Below are 19924 nucleotides of genomic sequence, written 5' to 3'. Positions count from 1 at the left end.
TCCGCGGTTCACAACCAAAGCCGGCCGGCGTGGCCGGGGTGAGGCCGCGGACATCGCGGTAGCTCTCTAAAGTGGACAGATGGCTCTCAGCTTGTGCGTAGGGCGTCGGTCGGGGCCAGGCGGGCGGCCCGGAGGGCTGGGTAGAGGCCGGCCACCGCGCCGATCGTGATTGCCGCGACGAGGCCGGCGCCGACGGCGAGTGGTGGGATCAGCGGTTGCCAGCCGCGTTGGTAGGCCAGCAGGTACGTGGCTAGCGCGCCCAGCAGCACCCCAGCCGCGCCGCCCGCGGTGCCGAGCAGGAGCGACTCGACCACGAACTGGGCTGCCACGTGCCGGCGGGCCGCGCCGAGTGCTCGGCGTAGGCCGATCTCGTTGCGGCGTTCCAGTACCGAGATAATCATGACGTTGGCGATGCCGATGCCGCCGATCAGCAGGCCCACCGCGCCCAGGCCGAGGAAGAGCGCGGAGATCGTGTCGCCGACCACGAGCCGGGCGGAGAGTGCGTCTGAGGGGCGGCTGACGTCGACTTGGCCGGGGACTCCGGATCGGTGGCGCGGGGCAGCATCCGGGCCACCTCGGCGGTGCTCGCCGTATCCGCCCGCACGTAGATGCGGCTCGGATGGCCGTCGTACCGGAAGTCCTCGGCCGCCATCTCGAAGCCGATCAGCGCGGCCCGGTCGATTTCCGGAGCGAGCTCGACCGGGTGGAGGATGCCGATCACCGCGTACCACCGGCCGCCCAGCCAGATCCTCGGCTCGCCGGTGACCGTGCCGATGCCGAGCGCGCGCGCCGCCTCGTACCCGAGCACGGCCGCCGGATAGCGTGAGGTGGCCGCGTTGAGGAACGCGCCGTGCGCCAGCGTGGCGTCCAGTGTGGACAGTAGCCGCTCGTCGCAGGCGCGCACGGCGAGGCCGCCCCGGAGTAGGCGGGCATGCGGTCGCTGCGGTACACCGCCGCCCGGTCCAGCTCCGCGGTGGGTGCGGTCGCGAGCACCGCCTCGGTACGCGCGATCGACGCCGGTGCGGTCTGCGGTAGTTGTGCCTCTTGGCCGCCGATGGCCCGGCCGTTTACGACGGTCAGCAGGTTGGTGCCGAGCCGGTCGATGCGGGCCAGCACGTCGGCCTGGCTGGACCGGGTGATGCCGAGCACCGCCACGACCGCGGCGATTCCGATCGCGACGCCCAGTACGGAGAGCGCGGCCCGAGCGGGACGGTTGCGCAGGCCGACCGTGGCGACCGGCAGGAGGTCGGCCGCGCGGAGCTTGGAGTACGGGTTCACGCGCCACTCCCCAGCACGTCCCGGACCACGTACCCGTCGCGCAGCTCGATCCGGCGCCGCATCGCGGCCGCCACGTCGGAGTCGTGCGTGATGACGACGAGGGTCGTGCCGGCCGCGTTCAGCTCGCGCAGCAACGCCAGGATCTCCGCGCCGGTGGCCGAGTCGAGGTTGCCGGTGGGCTCATCGGCGAGTACGACCGCCGGCCGTCCCACCAGCGCCCGCGCGATCGCCACCCGCTGCCGTTCGCCGCCGGAGAGCTTGCGCGCCTCGTGCCCGGCCCGGTGTGCGAGCCCGACCCGCTCCAGCGTCTCGTCGGCGGCGCGGCGGCGCTGTCCCGCCGGAACCCCTCGGTAGAGCAGCCCGGCGGCGACGTTGTCCCGGGCGGTCGCGTGGTCGAGCAGGAAGAACTGCTGGAACACCACACCGAGCCGGTACGCGCGCAGGCCGGACAACCGCCGGTCGGAGAGGCGCTCGATTGCCTGGCCGGCGATGCGCACCGAGCCGGAGGTGGGCCGGTCGAGGCCGGCCGCGAGGTTGAGCAGTGTGGTCTTGCCCGAGCCGGACGGGCCGACCACGGCCACCAGCTCTCCACTGTGGATGGTGAGCGTGACGCCGCGGATAGAGTCGACGGGCGGGCTGCCCGGGTACCGCTTGTGCACGTCCGCGAGCTCCAGCACCGGCGTCACTCCGGCACCTCCACGAGGTCGCCCACCGTGAGCCCGCCGGCCACCTCGACCTTGCCCGTGGCGTCGTCGAAGATGCCGGGGTCGACGTCCGCGTACGCGCCGGTGGAGAGCCGCAGCCGGTAGCCGCCGCCCGGCTTCGCCAGCAGGGCCGCGATCGGTACGAGCAGCACGTCCTCGCGTACGGCGGTCGCGATCGACACCTGCGCGGGGGCCTGGTCCAGGTCTGGCGCGCCGCGCGGCACCGTGATCACCACGGTCACGGTGGCCGGGCCGGCCGGGCGCCCGTCGCCAGTCTCCTGCGGGGTGGTGGCGACGCGGCCGATCCGGAGCACCGTACCGTCCAGCGGTTTGGCGCCGGGCAGCGTGACCGTCACCGGGTCGCCCACCTTCACCGAGCCCTGCCGGTCGGCGGTGACCGGCGCGGTGACGACCCTGGTGGTCGAGGTGGCGGCGAGCACCGGCTGGTTCGGGCCGACCGCCGTGCCGACCGTGGCGGCTGCCTCGCCCACCCGCAGCGCGCCCGGCAGGAATACGACCTGGCCCAGCGCCAGCGCTCCGGTCCGGCGCCCGGCCGGCACGCCCCACGCCGTCTCCCAGCGGCGGATCGCGGCCGCCGTGGCGGCGGAGAAGTGGTTGTCCACTGTGATCCGACGCCGGGGTCGAGCCCGAGCTCGACGAGGTTGCGCTCCAGTTGCTTGACGTCGGGGCCGTCGGTCATGCCGGACTCGAACGCCCGGTACGCCGGCGTGGCCCCGAAGAGCAGCCGCGCCGGCCTGCCGTCCACTGTGTACAGCTCAGCACCGCGATCCACTGTGGAGCCCGGTGCGGCGGCGCGGGTCAGGATGCCCAGCGGGCCCTGGTGCACGACCGAGTAGGACCCGTCGAAGCCGTACGTGCCGGGGATCCGCACCCGCTGGCTCACCGAGCCCCGGGTCACCGGCGCGGTACCGGTGGGCACCGGATCCGTGCTGCTGGCCGCCCGAGGCTGGGTCACCACGGCATACCCCGTGGCGATGCCCGCGGCGGCCAGTGTGACCGCCGCGGCGGCGCCGAACGCCCGCCTCACGAGAAGGCCAGCTTTCCGTCGTAGTGCTTTCCGCAGGCGTCGAAGCCCGCGATAATCCGCGGTGACTTGCCCTCCGTCTCGATCGGCGACCCGGCCAGCGGGAACGACCCGTCCGCCTTCGGGTCAGGCCAGTCCGGCACGCCGTTGTCGCGCATGCACTGGGCGAACTTGCGCAGCGCGTCCACGTCCTCGGCCGTGGGCGGCCCCGGTTCGCCGGTGGACTCACCGCCGCCGTCGCTCTTGAGCGCCGACTCGGGCAGCCGATCCATGATCGACTGGCACGCCGCCAGGGCCCGTTCCAGCACGTCCTCCGGGTACTTCGCCTCGATGTCCTGCTCCACCTGGTCGGGCAGCAGGAGATGGCCCTCCTCCACGTACGGGTCGGGGAACTCCGGTACGCCGTTGGACCGGATGCAGGTGGCCACCTCCTTGCCGATGGACAGGATCTCGGCGTCCGCCATCGCGGTCGGCGACGGCTCGGCCGCGTCGCTGGCGCCGGTCAGTCCGCAGCCCGCGAGCAGACCGCACGTGACGAGCAGTAGGGAAAGGGTCCTCATGGCACAAGACGGTCGCCGGTACGGGATGCGTTTTCGTCCCCGCACGGGCCGGTTTTCGCCGCCCGCCGTACCACCCGGGTCGGGTCGTGGCGTACGACCACGGTAAGACGCCACCAGCCGCCGGCGGCCCTACGATGAAGTGGTGTTCCACGTCGCTGACCTGCGCCGACTGCGTGTCCCGTCGGTGTGGCGGTGGGCGCTGCTCGATGCCGTCGTGGCGGTCGTGCTGCTCGTCGTCACGATCGAGCAGCAGGAGGCGGCATCGCCGGTGTGGCTGCTGTTGCCCCTGCTGATGGCCGTCGCGGTCGCGATCCGCCGGTGGCGTACGGTGACCGCCGTCGTCCTTGCCTGCCTCGGCGCGGTCGGGCACCACGCCGACCCCACCGCCCATCCGATCCTGCTCGACCTCGCCGTGCCCCTGGCCCTGTACACGCTGGCCAGCGCCCACCCCGGCGGCGCTCGGCGTTCGTCTTCGGCGGGGTGCTTGTCGCGGCCTGCCTGCTCACCGCGGTGCAGCTCGTGACGGTGCCGGTCCGGGGCGAGTCACGGCCGGACCTCGGCGTGACCACGGGCGAGAAGGCCAGGCTGGCCGAGGAGGCGTACTTCAAGCCGGGCGCGCCCATCCTGGACAAACCGGAGCCGTCGGCGCCGACCTTCGGCGATCTCGTCGGTGCGGCCGTCGGGCAGACGATCGTCGTGCTGCTGATGCTCGGCCTGGCGTTCGCGATCGGCGACAGCGTGCGCAGCCGCCGCCTGCACCTGCGCACGCTGGTGAAACGGGCCGAAGACCTGGAGCGGGAGCAGCACCAGCGGGTCGCGCTGGCCACCGCCGCCGAGCGGGCCCGCATCACCCGCGAGCTGCACGACGTCGTCGCGCACGGCCTGTCGGTGATGGTCGTGCAGGCACAGGGCGGCGCCGCCGCGCTCCAGCGCCATCCGGACCGCACAGCCGCCGCGCTGGACAACGTGATCACCACGGGCCGCGCGTCGCTCGCCGAGATGCGCCGGCTCCTGGAGATCGTCCGCGACGACCCCGCCGAGGGACCCCAGCTGGCCCGCAGCCCGGCGTCGCCGCGCTGCCGGACCTCGTCGATCGGGTACGCGCGGCGGGCACGCCGGTCACCTTCACCGTGGACGGGGCGCCGGTGCCGCTGCCGACTACGGTCGACCTCTCCGCGTACCGGATCACGCAGGAGGCACTCACCAACACGATCAAACACGCCGGATCCGGGGCGCGGGCGGTGGTCCGGCTCGGCTTCGACCAGGACTCGCTCTCGATCGAGGTATCGGACGACGGAGCCGCGTCCGCGACGCCTTCGTCCGAGGGCAACGGGCTGCGGGGGATCGCCGAGCGGATCTCGCTGCTGGGCGGCCGTTGGTCGGCCGGCCCCGGCGAGGCGGGCGGTTTCGTGGTGCGGGCGGTACTGCCGTTGCGGGCACCCGCGTGAGCATCCGGGTCGTGCTCGTCGACGACCAGGCGCTGGTCCGCACCGGCTTCCGGATGATCCTGGACGAGACCGGCGACATCGACGTCGTGGGCGAGGCCGGCGACGGCGCCGCGGCCCTCGACGTGGTCGCCCGCGTGAAACCCGACGTGGTACTCATGGACATCCGCATGCCCGGCGTCGACGGCATCGAGGCGACCCGGCGGGTACGCGCGCTGCCCGCGCCGCCGAAGGTGCTGATCCTGACCACGTTCGACCTCGACGAGTACGTCTTCTCCGGGCTCCGCGCCGGTGCCAACGGCTTCCTGCTCAAGGACACGCTCGCGGTCGACCTCGTGGCGGCGGTACGGGTGGTGGTCTCCGGCGAGGCGGTCGCGGCACCGACCGTGACCCGCCGGCTGATCGCCCACTTCGTCTCGTCCGCCCCGCCCCGCCCCGCCCACCGGTCGGCTGGCCGCGCTGACGCCCCGGGAGCTGGAGGTGCTGACGCTTATCGCGCTGGGCCGCTCAAATGCCGAGATCGCCCTCGAACTCCACCTCTCCGAAGGCACGGTCAAGACCCACATCGGCCGCATCCTGTCGAAGCTCGGCCTCCGCGACCGGGTCCAGGCTGTGATCCTCGGTTACGAGGCGGGGCTCGTCCGTCCCTGAGCTTCGTGCAGCTCAGTTTTTCCGGTCGTGGCGAAGTTTCCGAGCGCGGCTACCAGGAACGGCAGGAGCAGGACCAGGTCTACGAGGTGGGCGACCCACTCCAGGCGGGGGATACGGCTGAGGGGGAACAGAAGCCCGCCGGCGCACATGAGCAGGGCCGCCGCCCTCGGCAGCTGGCGGGTCCGGAGCAGGCCGGCGCCGAGCGTGAACAGTGCGGCGGGGAACAGTGGGCCAAGTCCCCACAACAGGATCCCCGCGGTGACCGGGTGCTCGTCCAGGGCGGCCAGCGCGGCCTGCTTGTCCATGCCGTGTACCGATTCGAAGAAGCCCTGGAAGCCGAAGGCGGCGCCGCCCATCGCGCCGAAGAGGGTCAGCAGGAGCACAGCGGCCGCGTACCGGGGCAGGGTCGCGCGCATCCCGTCGAGCAGGGCGACGATGCCGTATGTCCACAGTGGCATGGCCAGTACCAGCAGCGTGCCACCGGTGGGGCCGGACCGGCCGTCGGTCCAGAAGAACGTCGACGCGGCCAGCAGCGCGGGGCCGGCGACGAGGCAGGCGCGGGCCAGCGAGGTTCGGAAATCGCTCATGTGGCGATCCTGTTCGGCGTGCCGGGCCGCGGCCTCGTGCCGGCGGATGGTCGCGCCGTACGCGAACCGCGTACGCCGACCCTGACACCCTCAGCGGGTCAGACCAGCCATCCGGGCTGGACCAGCCGCGTCTCGTAGGCGAGCACCACGAGCTGTACCCGGTCGCGCGCGCCGAGCTTCGCCTGGATGCGGGTGACGTGCGTCTTGGCGGTCGCGGGGCTCATCCCGAGCCGGGCGCCGACCTCGTCGTTGTTGAGCCCCGCCGCGACGAGCAGCAGCACCTGGTGCTCCCGCTCGGTGAGCCGGTCCAGCCCGGTGCCGTCGACCTGCCGCGGTGGCCGTGCCGCGAACTCGTCGATCAGCCGCCTGGTCACGGCCGGGGACAGCAGAGCGCCGCCGCCCGCGACCGCCCGGACGGCGGTGACGATCTCGGCGTGGCCGGCATCCTTGAGCAGGAAGCCGCTGGCGCCGGCGCGGAGCGCCTCGTAGACGTACGCGTCGAGGTCGTAGGTGGTCAGCACGACGACCCGGACCGCGTCCAGTGCTGGGTCGGCGGCGATCCGGCGGGTGGCGGCGAGCCCGTCGAGCTCGGGCATGCGCACGTCCATCAGCACCACGTCGGGCCGGTGAACGCGAATGAGCTCCACCGCCTGCTCCCCGGTGCCGGCCTCGGCGACAAGCCGCATGTCCGGCTCGTCGAGGATCACCCGCAGGCCGGCCCGGACCAGCACCTGGTCGTCGGCGACGAGGACGCGGATCACCGGCCACCGCCGAGCGGCAGGCGCGCTTGTACCGCGAACCGGCCGTCCCCAGCGGTTCGGCGCGCAGCTCACCGCCGAGCGCCTCGGCGCGCTGCCGCATGCCGGGTATCCCGCTGCCCTGCCGTGGGACCGTCGTGGCCGCGCCGTCGTTGGTCACGTCGAGCAGCACCTGCCCCGGCTCGTACCCGATGGTCAGCCGCAACTGCCGCGGCCTGGCGTGGCGCGCGGCGTTGGTCAACGCCTCCTGGGCGATGCGCACGACGGCGCGTTCGACGGCGGCGGGCAGCGCGGCGGGCGGATCTGGCAGGGTGACCGTCACCTCGGCGCCGGTCGCCCGGACGCGCGCGGCGAGCCCGGGCAGGTCAGCCAGCGACAGCGCCGGCTCCACCGCGACGGATCCGGCCGCGCGGACCGCGCCGAGTGTGGCGCGGATGTCGCCGAGCGCCTCCCGGCTGGCCTCGCTGATCGTGGAGAGCGCGGTCAGGGCAAACTCCGGACGGCTCGCGTACCGGGCGAGCGCCGCCTCGGCCTGTAGGTTGATCACCGCCAGATGGTGGCTCACCGCGTCGTGTAGCTCCCGCGCGATCCGCAGCCGCTCGCCCTCGACCGCCCGCTGCCGGCTCTGCTCCAGGAACGCCCGCCGGGCGCGGTGCGCCTCGCCGGCCGCGACGACCGCCGCCAGCGTGCCGGCGACCCCGAACAGGTCGGCGAGCTCCTCCGGGTCGCCGCGGACCAAGTCGGCCGAGCCGGAGACAAGGCAAGCCCCGACCACCGCGGCCACCGCGAGCAGCCGCCGGCCGGAGGCGGCGACGGCGAAGAGCGCCACGACGAACGGCACCACTTCCGGCCCTGGCGGAAACCCGCGAGGTAGTACGCCGAAGCCACGGCGACCGTGAACGCCAGCACCGCGCCGGGCCGGGTGTGCCGCCAACGCAACGCGGCCAGGCCGGCGACGAGCAGTGGTACACCGAGCGGCCAGGCCACCGGCCCGCGGTCCGGACCAGCCAAGGAGAGCGCCAGCAACGCCGCCGTCACCGCGGCGGCCGCCGCCGGGGCCAGCGCGCCACGCACCCGCCACCGGCGCATGGCCACAACCGTCACCCGACGATCGAACCATCGACCGCCCGGTGACCGCTACCGGCCGGTTTGTTGCCAGAAGTCGGTGATCACGGTCGAGGTGCGCGGGTCGAAGAGGGGAGCGAGGTGGCCGGCTCCGCTCAGTACGACATGGTGGCCCGACTGCACCTGGGCGGCCCAGGTCGCGGTGTCGGCGGGGGTACACATCGCGTCGTCGGCGCCCGTGGCCATCAGAGTCGGCGCCTTTATCGCGGGCAGGAGGGCTGTGGCGTCGGCGCGGTCGAGGCTGATCGAGCGGATCGCCTGGCGCATGCCGCGCCGGTCGGCGCGGATGAACGACGAGCTTGCGGCGGTCGCGGCGGCCAGGTCGGCGCGGCGTAGGGCCCGGCCCAGCAGCGCGTCCGTGAGCGGGCCGGCCACCGCGCGCGGGCCGGCCAGGCGGTGCAGGACATAGGCCAGGCGCACGGAACGGCGGTCTGAGGCGGGCAGGGCGTGGATCGGCGTGGCGATGGTGAGCAGGCTGCGGCACGCCTCCGGGCGCTCGGCCGCGAAGGTCACCCCGACGTGGCCGCCCCAGGCATTGCCGAGCCAGTCCACCGGTCCGGTCACGGCAAGGGAAGCGAGGACCTCGGCGGCGGCGTCAGCGCAGTCGGACATGGTGAACGGGCCCGGCGGCCGTCCACTGTGGCCGTGACCAGGGCCGTCTACGAGGATCAGCGTGCGCCGCGCGGCAAGCGCCGGGCGCAGGCGGGCCCAGGTGGTCGAGTCGACGAACAGGCTGTGCCACAACACCGCCGGCGGCCCGTCACCGTCGACCTCGACGTGCAGGGGACCGACCCGGGTCCGGACGGTCGACGCGGTTGCCATGGCCGCCTCCAATTTACTTCGGGAACCGAAGCTTCGGTACCCGAAGTATTATCCTGCTCGGATGCCGACGTCAAGCGACCTGCCCGCCGACCGGGCGGCCATCGGGCAGCTGCTGGTCCGCCTGCTCCGCCAGTTCCGGGCAGAGGTCTTCAGCCCGGCCGGCGAGGCCGGGTACGGCGACCTACGCGAGCCGCACCTACAGATCTTCGGCAACATCTACGGCGGCGCCCGGCTCACCGAGCTAGCCGCCCGCGCCCAGCTCAGCCTGGCCGCCACCTCCGAGCTGGTGAACGACCTCCAGCGCTTGGGCTACCTCGAACGGCAGCCGGATCCGCAGGACGGGCGGGCAAAGCTCATCGTCCCGACGGCGCGTGGGCGGGCAGCGTTGGCGGCGGCGGGGACCGGGTCGCCGAGATCGAGGAGCGCTGGGGCGAGCTGATCGGCCCGGAACGCTTCGCCACCGCCTGCCGCGCCCTGCAAGACCTACTCGACGCCCTGGAGCGCTAAAGGCTTTCGGTCAGAATCGCCGAGCCTCGTCGAACCACCTGCTCGCCTCCGGCGCGGGTACCTGAAGGCGGTTGGCCAGTTCTTCGAAGACGTACCAGGCATGCTCGCGGTCGTCTGTCTCAATTGGACCGTGTTCGTCGTGCACTGTGTTGAGGTCGGTGACGAGGCCGCGCAGGGTACGTTCGACCGCCTCCAGCCGGTCGGGTGCGGCAGAAGGGATCGCGTTGACGGCGCTCATGGCGCGTGTGTAGGCGGCGCATGCCGCGCGGCCATACGCCTCGGAGTCCTCCACCCAGTCGCGAAACGGATTGTCCATGTGCGCCGCCAGCCAGGCCTGCGACTTCGCGCCGCTGACGGACACCGTGACCGCGCTGCCCTTGAACCGGCCCTTCACGGCGGCGGCGGTCGTGCGTCTGGTGCCGTTGAGTTCGAGATGACGAAGCGAGCGCAGCTCCGGCAAGCTGGCCGGGTCGAGCCCGAAGGCGTCATCGAGGCGCAGGCTGTGCAGCCGGCTGTGCCGATCCAGCTCACGCAGGTCGGTCAGGGCGCCGGGAGCACCGTCGAACGTGATCGTCAGATCCTCCAGGTCGGTCATGGCCGCCAGTACGGTCATCGACACCTCGCCCCCGACCCAGAGCCAGAGCTTGGACGCCCGGCGCAGGCCGTCCGGTATCACGACGTCCGGCCCGTACGGAAACAGTCGCAGGTCGAGCCGGTGGCCGCCGTTGGGGGCATGAACGTTCAAGGTTGCCGGCGGCCTGCGCAGTAGCAGCGTCTCGATCTGGTCGGGAAGTCGCAGGCTCCGCAGCCCGGCACCCTCCAGCCGCACCTCGCTGAGGCGGGTTGAGCCGAGGTCGATGTCACCAGCGGCGTCATCCCAGTACAGGAAGCGAATTCCGGGTGGGCGGCCACGGCGTCGACGATTCCACGCTCGGGACCGGACCACTCCACGGTGAGGCAGTCCGGCAGAGCCTCCAACGGCGACCAATCGACCGCTCCTTGCGCGGGGACGAGGCCGTCCGCGGGTTTAAGGCTCAACACTGACGTGGATTCCTCCAGCAGCCGCGGCCCGGCACCAAAGTCGACCTCCACGTACCCGGGCGGAACCGCCGAGCTGTCACCTGCGGCGCGGCGGCTCCCGGAGATCGACGGCATGGGCGCGATTCTAGGCCGCCCGAAGCAGCGCCGATCAGCCAAGTCATCGACGTACGGCAAGGTAGCCGGCGAGGTGGGCGATCACGTCGCGGGCGTCGTCCTCGATGCCGTGGATGAAGGTGGACTTGCGCCGCCGCAGCACTGGCAGCCCGAGCGCGTACAGGCCGGGGCTTTCGACCGCGCCGCCGTCGTGGCGCAGCTGCCCTTTCGGGTCGACGACGGGTACGTCGAGCCACCGGTAGTCCGGGCGAAAGCCCGTCGCCCATACGACCGTGCGGATCTCGCCGCTGCCCAGGTCGAGCTGGAGCCGCGTGGATGCGGGTACGCGCGTGGGCGCGAAACGCTCGGGCGAGCCGTCGTGTCCGTGCGCGCGTGCCCACTCGTCGAACGTGGCCAGCAGCCGCTCCATCTTCAGGTCAGCGAGCGAGAACACGTTGCGCAGGCCACCGGAGAACAGTGCGCGGCCGTCGCGCACGGCCGCCCAGCGGCCCACAAGCTCGACACCGGCCGCGGCGAGCGCGTTGAGGTCGAGGGTGCCCCGCTCGGGCGTGCCGACGAGCTGCGGCGAGGGCAGGCGCCGGGCCCGGGTGAGGTCGTCCACCTCGTCGTACCGCTGGTCCCACACGCCAGACGCGTCCATCCACCACAGGATGTCCCGACCACGGTAGGTGCGCGGCAGCCGTACGTGCTCGCCCACCGAGAGGGTCACCGGCCGGCCCGACGCCCTGATCTCCGACGCCAGCTGTACGCCGGTCGCCGAAGCGCCCACGACGAGCACGCCGCCGTCCGCGAGCTTGGCGGGACTCTGGTACTCCAGCGGGGTCACCTGCTCGACGGACGCCGGTACCGCCTCGCTGATCCGCGGCACCGCCGGCTGGTTGCAGGCGCCGCTCGCGATGACCACCGCGCGGCAGCGGATCTCACCTCGGCTTGTCGTCACGTGGTAGCCGCCGTCGACACCGCTAACCGACGTGACGTTCGTACCGGTCCGGACGGGCGCGCGCGACACGGCGGCGAAGCGGTCGACGAGCTCGACCACCTCGCCGGCCGTCATGTACCCATCGGGGTCCGCGCCCGCGTAGGGGAGGCCGGGCAGGCGGCTCTGCCAGTTGGGCGTCAGCAGTCGCAGGGACTCCCAGCGCTCCCGGCGCCAGGAGTTCGCCACCTCGCCGCGTTCGAGGACGACGTGGTCGATCGACCGCTCGGTGAGGAAGTGGCTCGCGGCGAGGCCGGCGTGGCCCGCCCCGATGACCACCACGGTGGTGTGTTCGATGGCTCGATCCCCTCAGGCGACCTCGACGGTGACGTTCGTCGGGTTGGTGAGGGCGTCGAACACGGCGGAACGCTTCTGGGACTGGGCGACCAGCGCCTCGATGTCCTGCGGCGAGGCGTCCGCGTCGATTTTGAACGTCACCTTGATGTCGTTGAAGCCGTTGCGGACGTCGCTGTCGACACCGAGGATCCCGCGGATGTCGTGCTGGCCTTCGACCGTCGACTCCACCGAACGCAGCTGGATCCCGCGGTTCTGCGCGACCGACGCCACACCCGCCGTCAGGCAGGCGGCCAGGCCGACGAGGAGGTACTCGATGGGCGTGATGCCGTTGTCCTCCGCCGCGAAGACCTCGGGGTGGTCGGCGTCGAACACCGCTTCGGACTTGTGGGCCTGCTCCTGCCCGAGGCCGAAGAACTTCTCCACCGTCGTCGTGCTGTGCACGCCGTTCTGCCACTTCGAGGAGGCCCGCCAGGTGAACTGGGCGGCCTCGGGCGCGCCCGCCAGCACCTTGCGCGCGTCGAGCAGCGCCTGGACGTTAACTCCGTTGTCGACCGTCGTCATCTCTCATGCCCACCCTTCGCCGAGTTTCCAGCATTACCTATTGGGGAGGTAGACAATAGCACCGGGGCGATGATGTTGGCTACGATCACGCCTGTGGCGCCAGCTAGGACCGGCTCGGTCGGGATCGTCGAGACCCAGTACGTTGACCTGCCCAAACCGGTGCGGCTGGACTGCGGGCGGGAGCTCGGCCCGATCCGCGTGGCGTACGAGACCTACGGCGTCCTGTCACCCGATCGAGACAACGTCATCCTGGTCTGTCACGCGCTGAGCGGTGACGCGCACGCGGCGGGGCTGTCGAAGACAACACCCGAGGCGAGTACCCGCGACGGGTTCGCCGCGGAGGACCGTGACGGTACGGCCGGTAGAGGGCTCGGCTGGTGGGACGGGATGATCGGGCCCGGCAAGGCGTTCGACACAGACCGCTACTTCGTCGTCGCCACCAACCTGCTCGGTGGCTGCCGCGGTACCACAGGGCCGTCGTCGACCAACCAGGAGACCGGAAAGCCGTACGGGTCAGACTTTCCCGTCATCACCGTGGCGGACATGGTACGGACACAGCGCGCCTTCCTGGACATGCTGGGCATCGAGCGGCTCGCGGCGGTGGCCGGCGGATCGCTCGGCGGGATGCAGGCGATCGAGTGGGCGATCCTCTACCCCGAGCAGGTGGACGCCGTCGTGGCGATCGCCAGCACACACGCCCTCCATCCGCAGGGCGTGGCTTGGAACTCGATCGCGCGTGACGCCATCATGCGCGACCCGGCCTGGCAGGGCGGCCACTACTACGGCACGGGCAGCGCACCGGACGGTGGCATGGGCGTGGGACGGATGGTCGGCCACATCACGTACCTTTCCGCGCCGGCGCTGGAGGAGAAGTTCGGCCGGCGACTCCAGTTCGCGGACGACATCCGGTACACCATCACCGAGCCGGAATTCGAGGTCGAAAGCTACCTGCGCCACCAGGCCGACTCGTTCGTCCAGCGCTTCGACGCCAACACATATCTGTACCTGTCGCGCGCGCTGACGTATTTCGACCTCGCGCGGCAGCACGGCGAGGGATCACTCGTGCGGGCGCTCGAAACCATCGCGGCGCGGACGCTGCTGATCGCGTTCAGCTCCGACTGGCTGTACCCGCCGGTGGCGTCGAAGGACATCGAAGACGCGCTCCGCGCGCTCGGCAAGCCGGTCGAGTCCCACGTGATCGACGCGCCGTACGGCCATGACTGCTTCCTGCTCGAAGAAGCGCGCCAGACGCCCATCATCCGCCGGTTCCTGGCTGCCGGCTGAGGTCAAGAACCCCGCGGCTGACGTCGCAGAAAGAGGCACTTCGTGACCGACAAACCCGAGGAAGACCGCGCGTTCGGATTCGAGACCCGGCAGCTGCACGCCGGGCAACGACCCGACCCGAACACGGGCGCACGAGCGGTGCCGATCTTCCAGACGACAAGCTATGTATTCGAGGATCCCGAATCGGCGGCGGCGTACTTCAACCTCCAGGAGTACGGAAACACGTACTCGCGCATCATGAACCCGACCGTCGCGGTCTTCGAGGAGCGGGTGGCAAACCTCGAAGGCGGCTCCGGCGCCGTGGCGTTCGCCAGCGGGATCGCCGCGCAAGCCGCCGCCCTCTTCACGCTGCTGGAGCCGGGCGACCACGTGGTGTCGTCCACCGCGCTCTACGGCGGGACGGTAAACCAGCTCAAGCACCTGCTGCGCAAGATGAACGTCGAGCTGACATGGGTCGATCCCGACGACCCGGAGGCATGGCGGCGGGCGGTCCGTGACAACACGAAGGCATTCTTCGGCGAGACCATCGGCAACCCCGCCGGAAACGTGCTGGACATCGAGACCGTGGCGACTATTGCCCACGAGCACGAGCTGCCGCTGATCGTCGACAACACGTTCGCTACGCCGTACCTGTGCCGGCCGATCGAGTGGGGCGCCGACATCGTCATCCACTCCGCGACGAAGTTCATCGGTGGCCACGGCACGAGCATCGGTGGTGTGGTCGTCGAGGCGGGCACGTTCAACTGGTCCAACGGGCGGTTTCCGGTCATCGCGGACCCGTCTCCCGCATACCACGGTCTCCAGTTCCACGAGACGTTCGGCATGTACGGCTATCTCATGAAGCTGCGCGCCGAAACCCTGCGCGATCTCGGCGCGGCGATGTCGCCGTTCAACGCGTTCCTTTTCCTGCAAGGGCTTGAGACTTTGTCGCTGCGCATGCAGCGACACGTCGAGAACGCGCGGGCCGTCGCGGACTTCCTCGAGGCGCACGAGCTGGCGACGAACGTGACGTATCCGGGCCTGCCGTCGAGCCGGTACCGGCCGCTCGTGGAAAAGTACCTGCCGCGCGGCGCGGGCGCGGTGTTTTCGTTCGACTGCGCCGGCGGCCGCATCGGCGGGCAGGACCTCATCCGCGGCGTGACGCTCTGGTCCCACCTGGCCAATGTCGGCGACGCGAAGAGCCTCGTCATCCACCCGGCCAGCACCACGCACCGCCAGCTGAGCGACGACGAACTGCGGGCGGCCGGCGTCGCGCCGGGGACGGTACGCCTCTCCGTCGGTACCGAGTCCGTCGAAGACCTGATCTGGGACCTGGAGCAGGGTTTCGCGAAGGTCGCCGCGTCGACCGGAAACGAGGTGGCAACGGCATGACCACGACCGATCTCGGCAGGTACCAGGACGTGTCGACGATCCAGCGCGTGATCCACACCGCGCGGACCATCGCGATCGTCGGCCTGTCGAACAACGAGCTGCGCGCCAGCAACTTCGTCGGCTACTACCTCAAACGGCACGGCTACCGGGTGATCCCGGTGAACCCCCGCGAGGCGACGATCCTCGGCGAGACCAGCTACCCGAGCCTGCGCGACGTGCCCGTGCCGGTCGACATCGTCAACGTCTTCCGCGCGCCGGACGCACTGCCGGGCATCGCCCGCGAGGCGGTCGCCATCAACGCCAGTACCCTCTGGTGCCAGTTCGGCGTGATCAACGCCGAGGGCGGGCAGATCGCGGAGGACGGCGGCCTGGCGGTGGTCATGGACCGCTGCTTGAAGATCGAGCACGCGCGCTACCTGGGCCGCATGCACTGGCTCGGCTTCAACACCCAGCGCATCACGTCCGTCCGCACCGGACTCCAGTAGGCGGTACCCCACTGGATTGACGCGATCGGCGACCATCCAGTCATGGGGAGATGGCATCGGCCGTATTCGAGTACGTTGACTCGCACCTTTGTCTTGGGGCTTATCGGGCTGGCGATTCTTGGCGCCATATTCGTGCCCGGCATCGTCCGCAGCCAGCTGCCGACCTGGCTGGCGGTCTTTATCCTGTCGGTCCTTGCGTTGTCCGTCGCCGCCGGCGTCCGAAGGGTGATGCTCGGCGTCTACGTCAGCGAAACCGGCATCCGATCGCGGAACGCTTGGCGTACCGTCACGCTGCCCTGGGCATCGGTCTTGGACATCCGCTCAGGCAATGCGGACGCCGACACGGACCGTCGGGCGATCGTCATCGAAGGGACCGATGGCACTGTGGTGCGGACACCGCTTCAGCACGGCGACATCCTGCAACAGCACCAGATCCGTCCTGAGTGGACCTGGCTTAACCTTTCGAGGGAGGAGTACGACGAAATACTCGAGACGCTGCGCGAGCACCACCGGCGCGCCCAGGGCGGGCAGCGGAAAGCGCCGGAGCGGCGCTCCGCCACCGCGATGCCAGCGTCCACGACGATCACGGCCGCACCATCCACTAGAGACAAGCGCACCCCGGCTGTCCGGACAGGCTTGACCGCTGCTCAACGGCGCCACGCATTGGTGCGGCAGCACGAGCGCGGCGCACTCACCGACGCCGAGTTCGCCGCGGAGCTGGCGAAGCTCAACGGGGAAGGATGACTAGAGCTTTCAGTGTCGGGGTCACATTCGACTTTTGAGTTGTATTTTCCCGGGTCCGCGTCAGTTGTAGGCCGTATGCTCCCGCGGGCGCCGCGCAGGTCGGCGGCTCGCTGGCGCTCGCCGAGTTCCCCGACCTCCGCTGCCAGGTCTGCGGTCCAAGCCCAAACCCCCGAAGTACCGCGACCTGACGAACGGGACGCGTCGACCCGGGGACCGCTGCCGGACCAGGGCCAGGGGTGGGTGCGCAGGTGCATTTGCTCCGCTTCCCTAGAGTGGCCGCGCTGGTAATCAGCGGCGAATCTGCCGCGGGGTGGGCCGGCTGGCCCTGGGTGATGCTGGTCCCGCAACGACCGCGCAGACCCGTCTCCTTGATCGACGCGGTCAGGTCGGTGTACGCGGCAGATCGTGGTATCCAGCTGCCCCTGTGGGGGCGGCTGGATACCACGATCTGCCGGACGGCGTCCGGTTGTAGGGTCGGAGCTTGCCAACCGCGGAGGGTGAGGCCGCGGGAGCGACGATCTGGACCACGACGAACATCGCGGTAGCTCAATTTCCTTGGCTTTGGATCTTTATCCGCGACATCACACCGAGACCACCTGCCCGCGGTCGCGGCGCTTCAGCAGGCGGAGGGTGTCGACCGCGCGGCGGCGGGCGACGGTGGTGAGCCAGGCGCCCGGGTTGTCCGGGACGCCGTCGACCGGCCACTGCTCCAGCGCGGCGACGAGCGCATCCTGGGCCAGCTCTTCGGCCAGGCCGGCGTCGCCGGCGAGCATCCGGGCGAGGCCGGCGACGATCCGCGCCGACTCCCGCCGCCAGACCTCGCCGACGACGCCGGCCTGGTGCGCGACGGCGCCACCGCCGTCCAGGACGAGCCCGCCACCCCGCGCCGGTCCGCCGGCAGCCTCGGCCACCGCTCCGGGATTCCACTGGGACCCGGGCGAACTCACGCCGGGTGGGCATGCAAAGAATGGCGGCGCAGCCGTGTTTGCGGATGGCCGGCTACGCCGCCACAGTCAATCCTACGGCACTAGATGAGATCACTTCTCTCCCAGCGCAACGAATTTCAGGTTTCATTTGCCAGCTTCCCGATTTGTCGTGACGCGCGGATTCGTGGTCAAGAGCGCTGCGCCGGCGATCGAGGGTTGGCCGGGCGAATCGCGGGAAGTCGCTCGGCGCGACATCGCACCCAGTGCAAGGGAGTCGATATGGGTGACAAGGCCAAGCGGGACGAGGTCCGGTACGGCGAGGAGATGGTCGAGCGCGGCGCGGGTGGCGAGTTGCATCAGACCGCTGGGGACGGCCGGAAGAGCCTCACCACGCAGCAGGGAATTGTCGTTTCCGATGACCAGAACACGCTGCGCGCCGGCGAACGCGGGCCGGACCTGCTGGAGGACTTCCACTTTCGCGAGAAAATCTTTCATTTCGACCATGAGCGGATCCCCGAGCGGGTGGTACACGCGCGCGGCTTCGGTGCGCACGGGTTCTTCGAGACCTACGAGTCGCTTTCCGACATCACGCGCGCGGACCTGTTCCAGCAGTCCGGCCAGCGCACCGAGGCGTTCGTCCGGTTTTCCACCGTCGCTGGTAGCCGGGGCTCATTCGACCTCGCCCGGGATGTGCGCGGCTTCGCGGTGAAGCTCTACACCCGCGAGGGCAACTGGGACCTCGTGGGCAACAACATCCCGGTCTTCTTTATCCAGGACGCAATCAAGTTTCCGGACGTCATCCACGCCGCCAAGCCGGAACCCGATCGCGGTTTTCCGCAGGCCCAGACCGCGCACGACAACTTCTGGGACTTCGCGTCCCTTATGCCCGAGTCGACCCACATGTTGATGTGGATCATGTCGGATCGGGCCATCCCGCGCTCGTTCCGATTCATGGAGGGCTTCGGCGTACACACGTTCCGCCTGGTCAACGCGGAGGGACGGTCGACCTTCGTCAAGTTTCACTGGAAGCCGAAGCAGGGCCTCCAGTCGGTGGTCTGGAACGAGGCCGTGAAGATCAACGGGGCCGATCCCGACTTCCACAGGCGTGACCTGTGGGACGCGATCAACCGCGGCGCGTACCCGGAGTGGGAGCTCGGGCTCCAGTTGTTCGACGACGACTTCGCCGACCGGTTCGCCTTCGACGTGCTGGACCCGACGAAGATCATCCCGGAGGAGGAGGTGCCACTTCGCCGCGTCGGACGGCTGGTGCTCGACCGCGTCGTCGACAACTTCTTCGCCGAGACCGAACAGGTGGCGTTCTGTACGCAGAACATCGTGCCGGGGATCGACTTCACCAACGACCCGCTGCTACAGGGCCGCAACTTCTCCTATTTGGACACTCAGCTCAAGCGCCTTGGCGGCCCCAACTTCACCCAACTGCGCGTCAACGCGCCCCGGTGCCCGGTCGCGCACTTCCAGCAGGACGGGCACATGGCCATGGCCAACCCGACGAGCCGGGCCAACTACGAGCCCAACTCGTGGCCACCGGACGAGGGCGGTCCGCGCGAGGACCCGATGCGGGGCTTCACCACGTACCCCTCGCAGGAGAGCGGCCCCAAGCGGCGGCTGCGCGCGGAGAGCTTCGCCGACCACTACAGCCAGGCCCGCCTGTTCTACATGAGCCAGGCGCCGGTGGAGCGGCGGCACATCGCGGACGCGTTCGTCTTCGAACTCAGCAAGTGCGATCGGGCGGACATCCGGACGCGCATGGTCGCCGGCCTGCGCAACGTCGACGACGACCTCGCCCGGATCGTGGCCGACGGCCTCGGCCTGGCCGAACTGCCCGACCCCTTGCCCGCGGCCCGGGAAACGGTCCGCGACCTGACGCCGTCGCCGGCACTGTCCATCATGGCCAACGGCCCGGAGACCTTTGCCGGACGCAAGATTGGCATCCTGGTCACCGACGGGGTGGACGCCGAGCTCCTGGCCGGGCTACGCGCCGCCGCGGCCAAGGAGAAGGCCAACGTCGAGATCGTCGCCCCGGTGGTTGGCGGCGTGGACACCAGCGACGGCAACCACATCGCCGCCGACCAGAAGCTGGAGGGCGCGCCGTCGGTGCTCTACGACGCGGTCGCGCTCCTGACCACCAAGGAAGGCGCGGCCCAACTCGCCAACCTGCCGGCCGCGCGTGACTTCGTCTCCGACGCGTACGCCCACTGCAAGTTCATCGCCTACGTCGACGAGGCCAACGCCCTCTTCGCCGCCACCGGCCTCGACACCCACCTGGACGACGGCTTCGTACGGATCGGCAACGGCCAACGCCCCGCGACCGACTTCCTCACCCGATGCCGCCAGCTGCGCAGCTGGGGCCGCCAGGCCACGATCTCCTGACGCTGTCCACAATGGTGCTACAGGATCGAGATCTGAGCTACCGCGACGTCCGCCGTGGTCCAGACCGCTGCTCCCGCGGCCTCACCCTCCGCGCCTGGTTGCGGTTACCCCATTTGCCTCCGGCGGGGATCTCCGGCCTCCGGGCGAGCGTGTGCCTTGTTGTCCGAAGTGGAGCGGGACCGCGATCGTTGCGCGGGTCGGGCGCGGGCTAGCCGCCGGCCATGCCGGCCCGGGGTTTGGTTGTGAAGCGCG

General features: G+C 70.7%; 22 protein-coding genes and 3 pseudogenes. 11 read left to right on the top strand and 14 right to left on the bottom strand.

Annotated elements, in window-relative coordinates:
- Positions 1-86: 86 nt before the first annotated feature.
- The 5 genes from Pflav_RS48025 to Pflav_RS20995 are packed head-to-tail and all read right to left on the bottom strand — an operon-like array spanning position 87 to position 2605.
- Positions 87-485, bottom strand: coding sequence for an ABC transporter permease (locus Pflav_RS48025; protein ID WP_332107783.1), 399 nt, complete (start codon positions 483-485; stop codon positions 87-89).
- A complete protein-coding gene (locus tag Pflav_RS48020) occupies positions 428-721 on the bottom strand; it encodes a hypothetical protein (protein ID WP_332107782.1) in 294 nt (97 codons plus the stop codon). The genes Pflav_RS48025 and Pflav_RS48020 overlap by 58 nt, the downstream gene beginning before the upstream one ends.
- A complete protein-coding gene (locus Pflav_RS48015) occupies positions 718-1278 on the bottom strand; it encodes an ABC transporter permease (protein WP_332107781.1) in 561 nt (186 codons plus the stop codon). Before Pflav_RS48015 ends, Pflav_RS48020 begins: the two co-directional genes overlap by 4 nt.
- Entirely contained in the window at positions 1275-1964 is a 690-nt protein-coding gene (locus Pflav_RS21000; RefSeq protein ID WP_173037667.1) for an ABC transporter ATP-binding protein, read from the bottom strand. The genes Pflav_RS48015 and Pflav_RS21000 overlap by 4 nt, the downstream gene beginning before the upstream one ends.
- Positions 1961-2605, bottom strand: coding sequence for an efflux RND transporter periplasmic adaptor subunit (locus Pflav_RS20995; RefSeq protein WP_173037666.1), 645 nt, complete (start codon positions 2603-2605; stop codon positions 1961-1963). Before Pflav_RS20995 ends, Pflav_RS21000 begins: the two co-directional genes overlap by 4 nt.
- Before the next feature lie 75 nt (positions 2606-2680).
- Here Pflav_RS20995 and Pflav_RS20990 point away from each other — a divergent pair, with 75 nt between their 5' ends.
- On the top strand, positions 2681-2839 hold the full coding sequence (locus Pflav_RS20990; protein ID WP_173037665.1) for a hypothetical protein: 159 nt from the start codon (positions 2681-2683) through the stop codon (positions 2837-2839).
- A 187-nt stretch (positions 2840-3026) separates the two neighbouring features.
- On the opposite strand, the gene Pflav_RS20985 is transcribed toward Pflav_RS20990, so the two are convergent.
- Positions 3027-3587 (bottom strand): hypothetical protein, encoded by a 561-nt coding sequence (locus tag Pflav_RS20985; protein WP_173037664.1) that lies wholly within the window; start codon positions 3585-3587, stop codon positions 3027-3029.
- A gap of 142 nt (positions 3588-3729) precedes the next feature.
- Here Pflav_RS20985 and Pflav_RS20980 point away from each other — a divergent pair, with 142 nt between their 5' ends.
- The 4 genes and pseudogenes from Pflav_RS20980 to Pflav_RS20965 all read left to right on the top strand — a co-directional run bounded on the left by Pflav_RS20980 (position 3730) and on the right by Pflav_RS20965 (position 5683).
- Positions 3730-4110 (top strand): DUF7134 domain-containing protein, encoded by a 381-nt coding sequence (locus tag Pflav_RS20980; RefSeq protein WP_173037663.1) that lies wholly within the window; start codon positions 3730-3732, stop codon positions 4108-4110.
- Positions 4111-4292: 182 nt separating this feature from the next.
- A pseudogene (locus Pflav_RS48855) lies at positions 4293-4556 on the top strand (histidine kinase); the annotation flags it as partial.
- 161 nt (positions 4557-4717) lie between these two features.
- Complete coding sequence (locus Pflav_RS20970; RefSeq protein ID WP_173037662.1) at positions 4718-5035, top strand: sensor histidine kinase; 318 nt, start codon at positions 4718-4720, stop codon at positions 5033-5035.
- Positions 5032-5683 (top strand): annotated as a pseudogene (locus tag Pflav_RS20965) (response regulator). Before Pflav_RS20970 ends, Pflav_RS20965 begins: the two are co-directional and overlap by 4 nt.
- Here Pflav_RS20965 and Pflav_RS20960 read toward each other — a convergent pair.
- The 4 genes and pseudogenes from Pflav_RS20960 to Pflav_RS20945 form a co-directional block, all read right to left on the bottom strand.
- Complete coding sequence (locus Pflav_RS20960) at positions 5656-6270, bottom strand: hypothetical protein (RefSeq protein ID WP_173037661.1); 615 nt, start codon at positions 6268-6270, stop codon at positions 5656-5658. The pseudogene Pflav_RS20965 and the gene Pflav_RS20960 sit on opposite strands and share 28 nt — an antisense overlap.
- A 98-nt stretch (positions 6271-6368) precedes the next feature.
- A complete protein-coding gene (locus Pflav_RS20955) occupies positions 6369-7031 on the bottom strand; it encodes a response regulator (RefSeq protein ID WP_173037660.1) in 663 nt (220 codons plus the stop codon).
- 463 nt (positions 7032-7494) lie between these two features.
- Positions 7495-8148, bottom strand: a pseudogene (locus tag Pflav_RS48850) (histidine kinase); the annotation flags it as partial.
- Between the two features lie 17 nt (positions 8149-8165).
- Entirely contained in the window at positions 8166-8975 is an 810-nt protein-coding gene (locus tag Pflav_RS20945) for an alpha/beta fold hydrolase (RefSeq protein ID WP_173037659.1), read from the bottom strand.
- A gap of 61 nt (positions 8976-9036) precedes the next feature.
- On the opposite strand from Pflav_RS20945, the gene Pflav_RS20940 reads away from it, so the two are divergent.
- On the top strand, positions 9037-9414 hold the full coding sequence (locus Pflav_RS20940; protein ID WP_197938671.1) for a MarR family winged helix-turn-helix transcriptional regulator: 378 nt from the start codon (positions 9037-9039) through the stop codon (positions 9412-9414).
- 78 nt (positions 9415-9492) lie between these two features.
- On the opposite strand, the gene Pflav_RS20935 is transcribed toward Pflav_RS20940, so the two are convergent.
- The 3 genes from Pflav_RS20935 to Pflav_RS20925 form a co-directional block, all read right to left on the bottom strand.
- Complete coding sequence (locus tag Pflav_RS20935; RefSeq protein ID WP_173037658.1) at positions 9493-10311, bottom strand: hypothetical protein; 819 nt, start codon at positions 10309-10311, stop codon at positions 9493-9495.
- 369 nt (positions 10312-10680) lie between these two features.
- Positions 10681-11892 carry a flavin-containing monooxygenase gene (locus Pflav_RS20930; protein WP_197938670.1) on the bottom strand — a complete coding sequence of 404 codons (1212 nt, stop codon included), beginning with the start codon at positions 11890-11892 and terminating at the stop codon, positions 10681-10683.
- 30 nt (positions 11893-11922) lie between these two features.
- Positions 11923-12471 carry an OsmC family protein gene (locus tag Pflav_RS20925; protein WP_173037657.1) on the bottom strand — a complete coding sequence of 183 codons (549 nt, stop codon included), beginning with the start codon at positions 12469-12471 and terminating at the stop codon, positions 11923-11925.
- Between the two features lie 93 nt (positions 12472-12564).
- Between Pflav_RS20925 and metX the strand changes: the two genes are divergently transcribed.
- The 4 genes from metX (at position 12565) to Pflav_RS20905 (ending at position 16355) form a co-directional block, all read left to right on the top strand.
- Positions 12565-13755: a homoserine O-acetyltransferase MetX gene (gene metX, locus Pflav_RS20920; protein WP_232071695.1), complete on the top strand. Its 1191-nt coding sequence runs from the start codon at positions 12565-12567 to the stop codon at positions 13753-13755.
- A gap of 42 nt (positions 13756-13797) precedes the next feature.
- Positions 13798-15126: an O-acetylhomoserine aminocarboxypropyltransferase/cysteine synthase family protein gene (locus tag Pflav_RS20915; RefSeq protein ID WP_173037656.1), complete on the top strand. Its 1329-nt coding sequence runs from the start codon at positions 13798-13800 to the stop codon at positions 15124-15126.
- On the top strand, positions 15123-15611 hold the full coding sequence (locus tag Pflav_RS20910) for a CoA-binding protein (protein WP_173037655.1): 489 nt from the start codon (positions 15123-15125) through the stop codon (positions 15609-15611). Before Pflav_RS20915 ends, Pflav_RS20910 begins: the two co-directional genes overlap by 4 nt.
- Before the next feature lie 75 nt (positions 15612-15686).
- On the top strand, positions 15687-16355 hold the full coding sequence (locus tag Pflav_RS20905) for a PH domain-containing protein (RefSeq protein ID WP_173037654.1): 669 nt from the start codon (positions 15687-15689) through the stop codon (positions 16353-16355).
- Between the two features lie 581 nt (positions 16356-16936).
- Here Pflav_RS20905 and Pflav_RS45955 read toward each other — a convergent pair.
- A complete protein-coding gene (locus tag Pflav_RS45955; RefSeq protein WP_332107780.1) occupies positions 16937-17302 on the bottom strand; it encodes a sigma factor in 366 nt (121 codons plus the stop codon).
- A 258-nt stretch (positions 17303-17560) separates the two neighbouring features.
- On the opposite strand from Pflav_RS45955, the gene Pflav_RS20895 reads away from it, so the two are divergent.
- Entirely contained in the window at positions 17561-19672 is a 2112-nt protein-coding gene (locus tag Pflav_RS20895) for a catalase (RefSeq protein ID WP_173037653.1), read from the top strand.
- The last annotated feature ends 252 nt before the right edge of the window (positions 19673-19924 follow it).

The sequence above is a fragment of the Phytohabitans flavus genome (genome assembly GCF_011764545.1).
In the GTDB taxonomy this organism is placed as follows: domain Bacteria; phylum Actinomycetota; class Actinomycetes; order Mycobacteriales; family Micromonosporaceae; genus Phytohabitans; species Phytohabitans flavus.
This window is presented reverse-complemented; position numbering and strand designations above follow the sequence as displayed.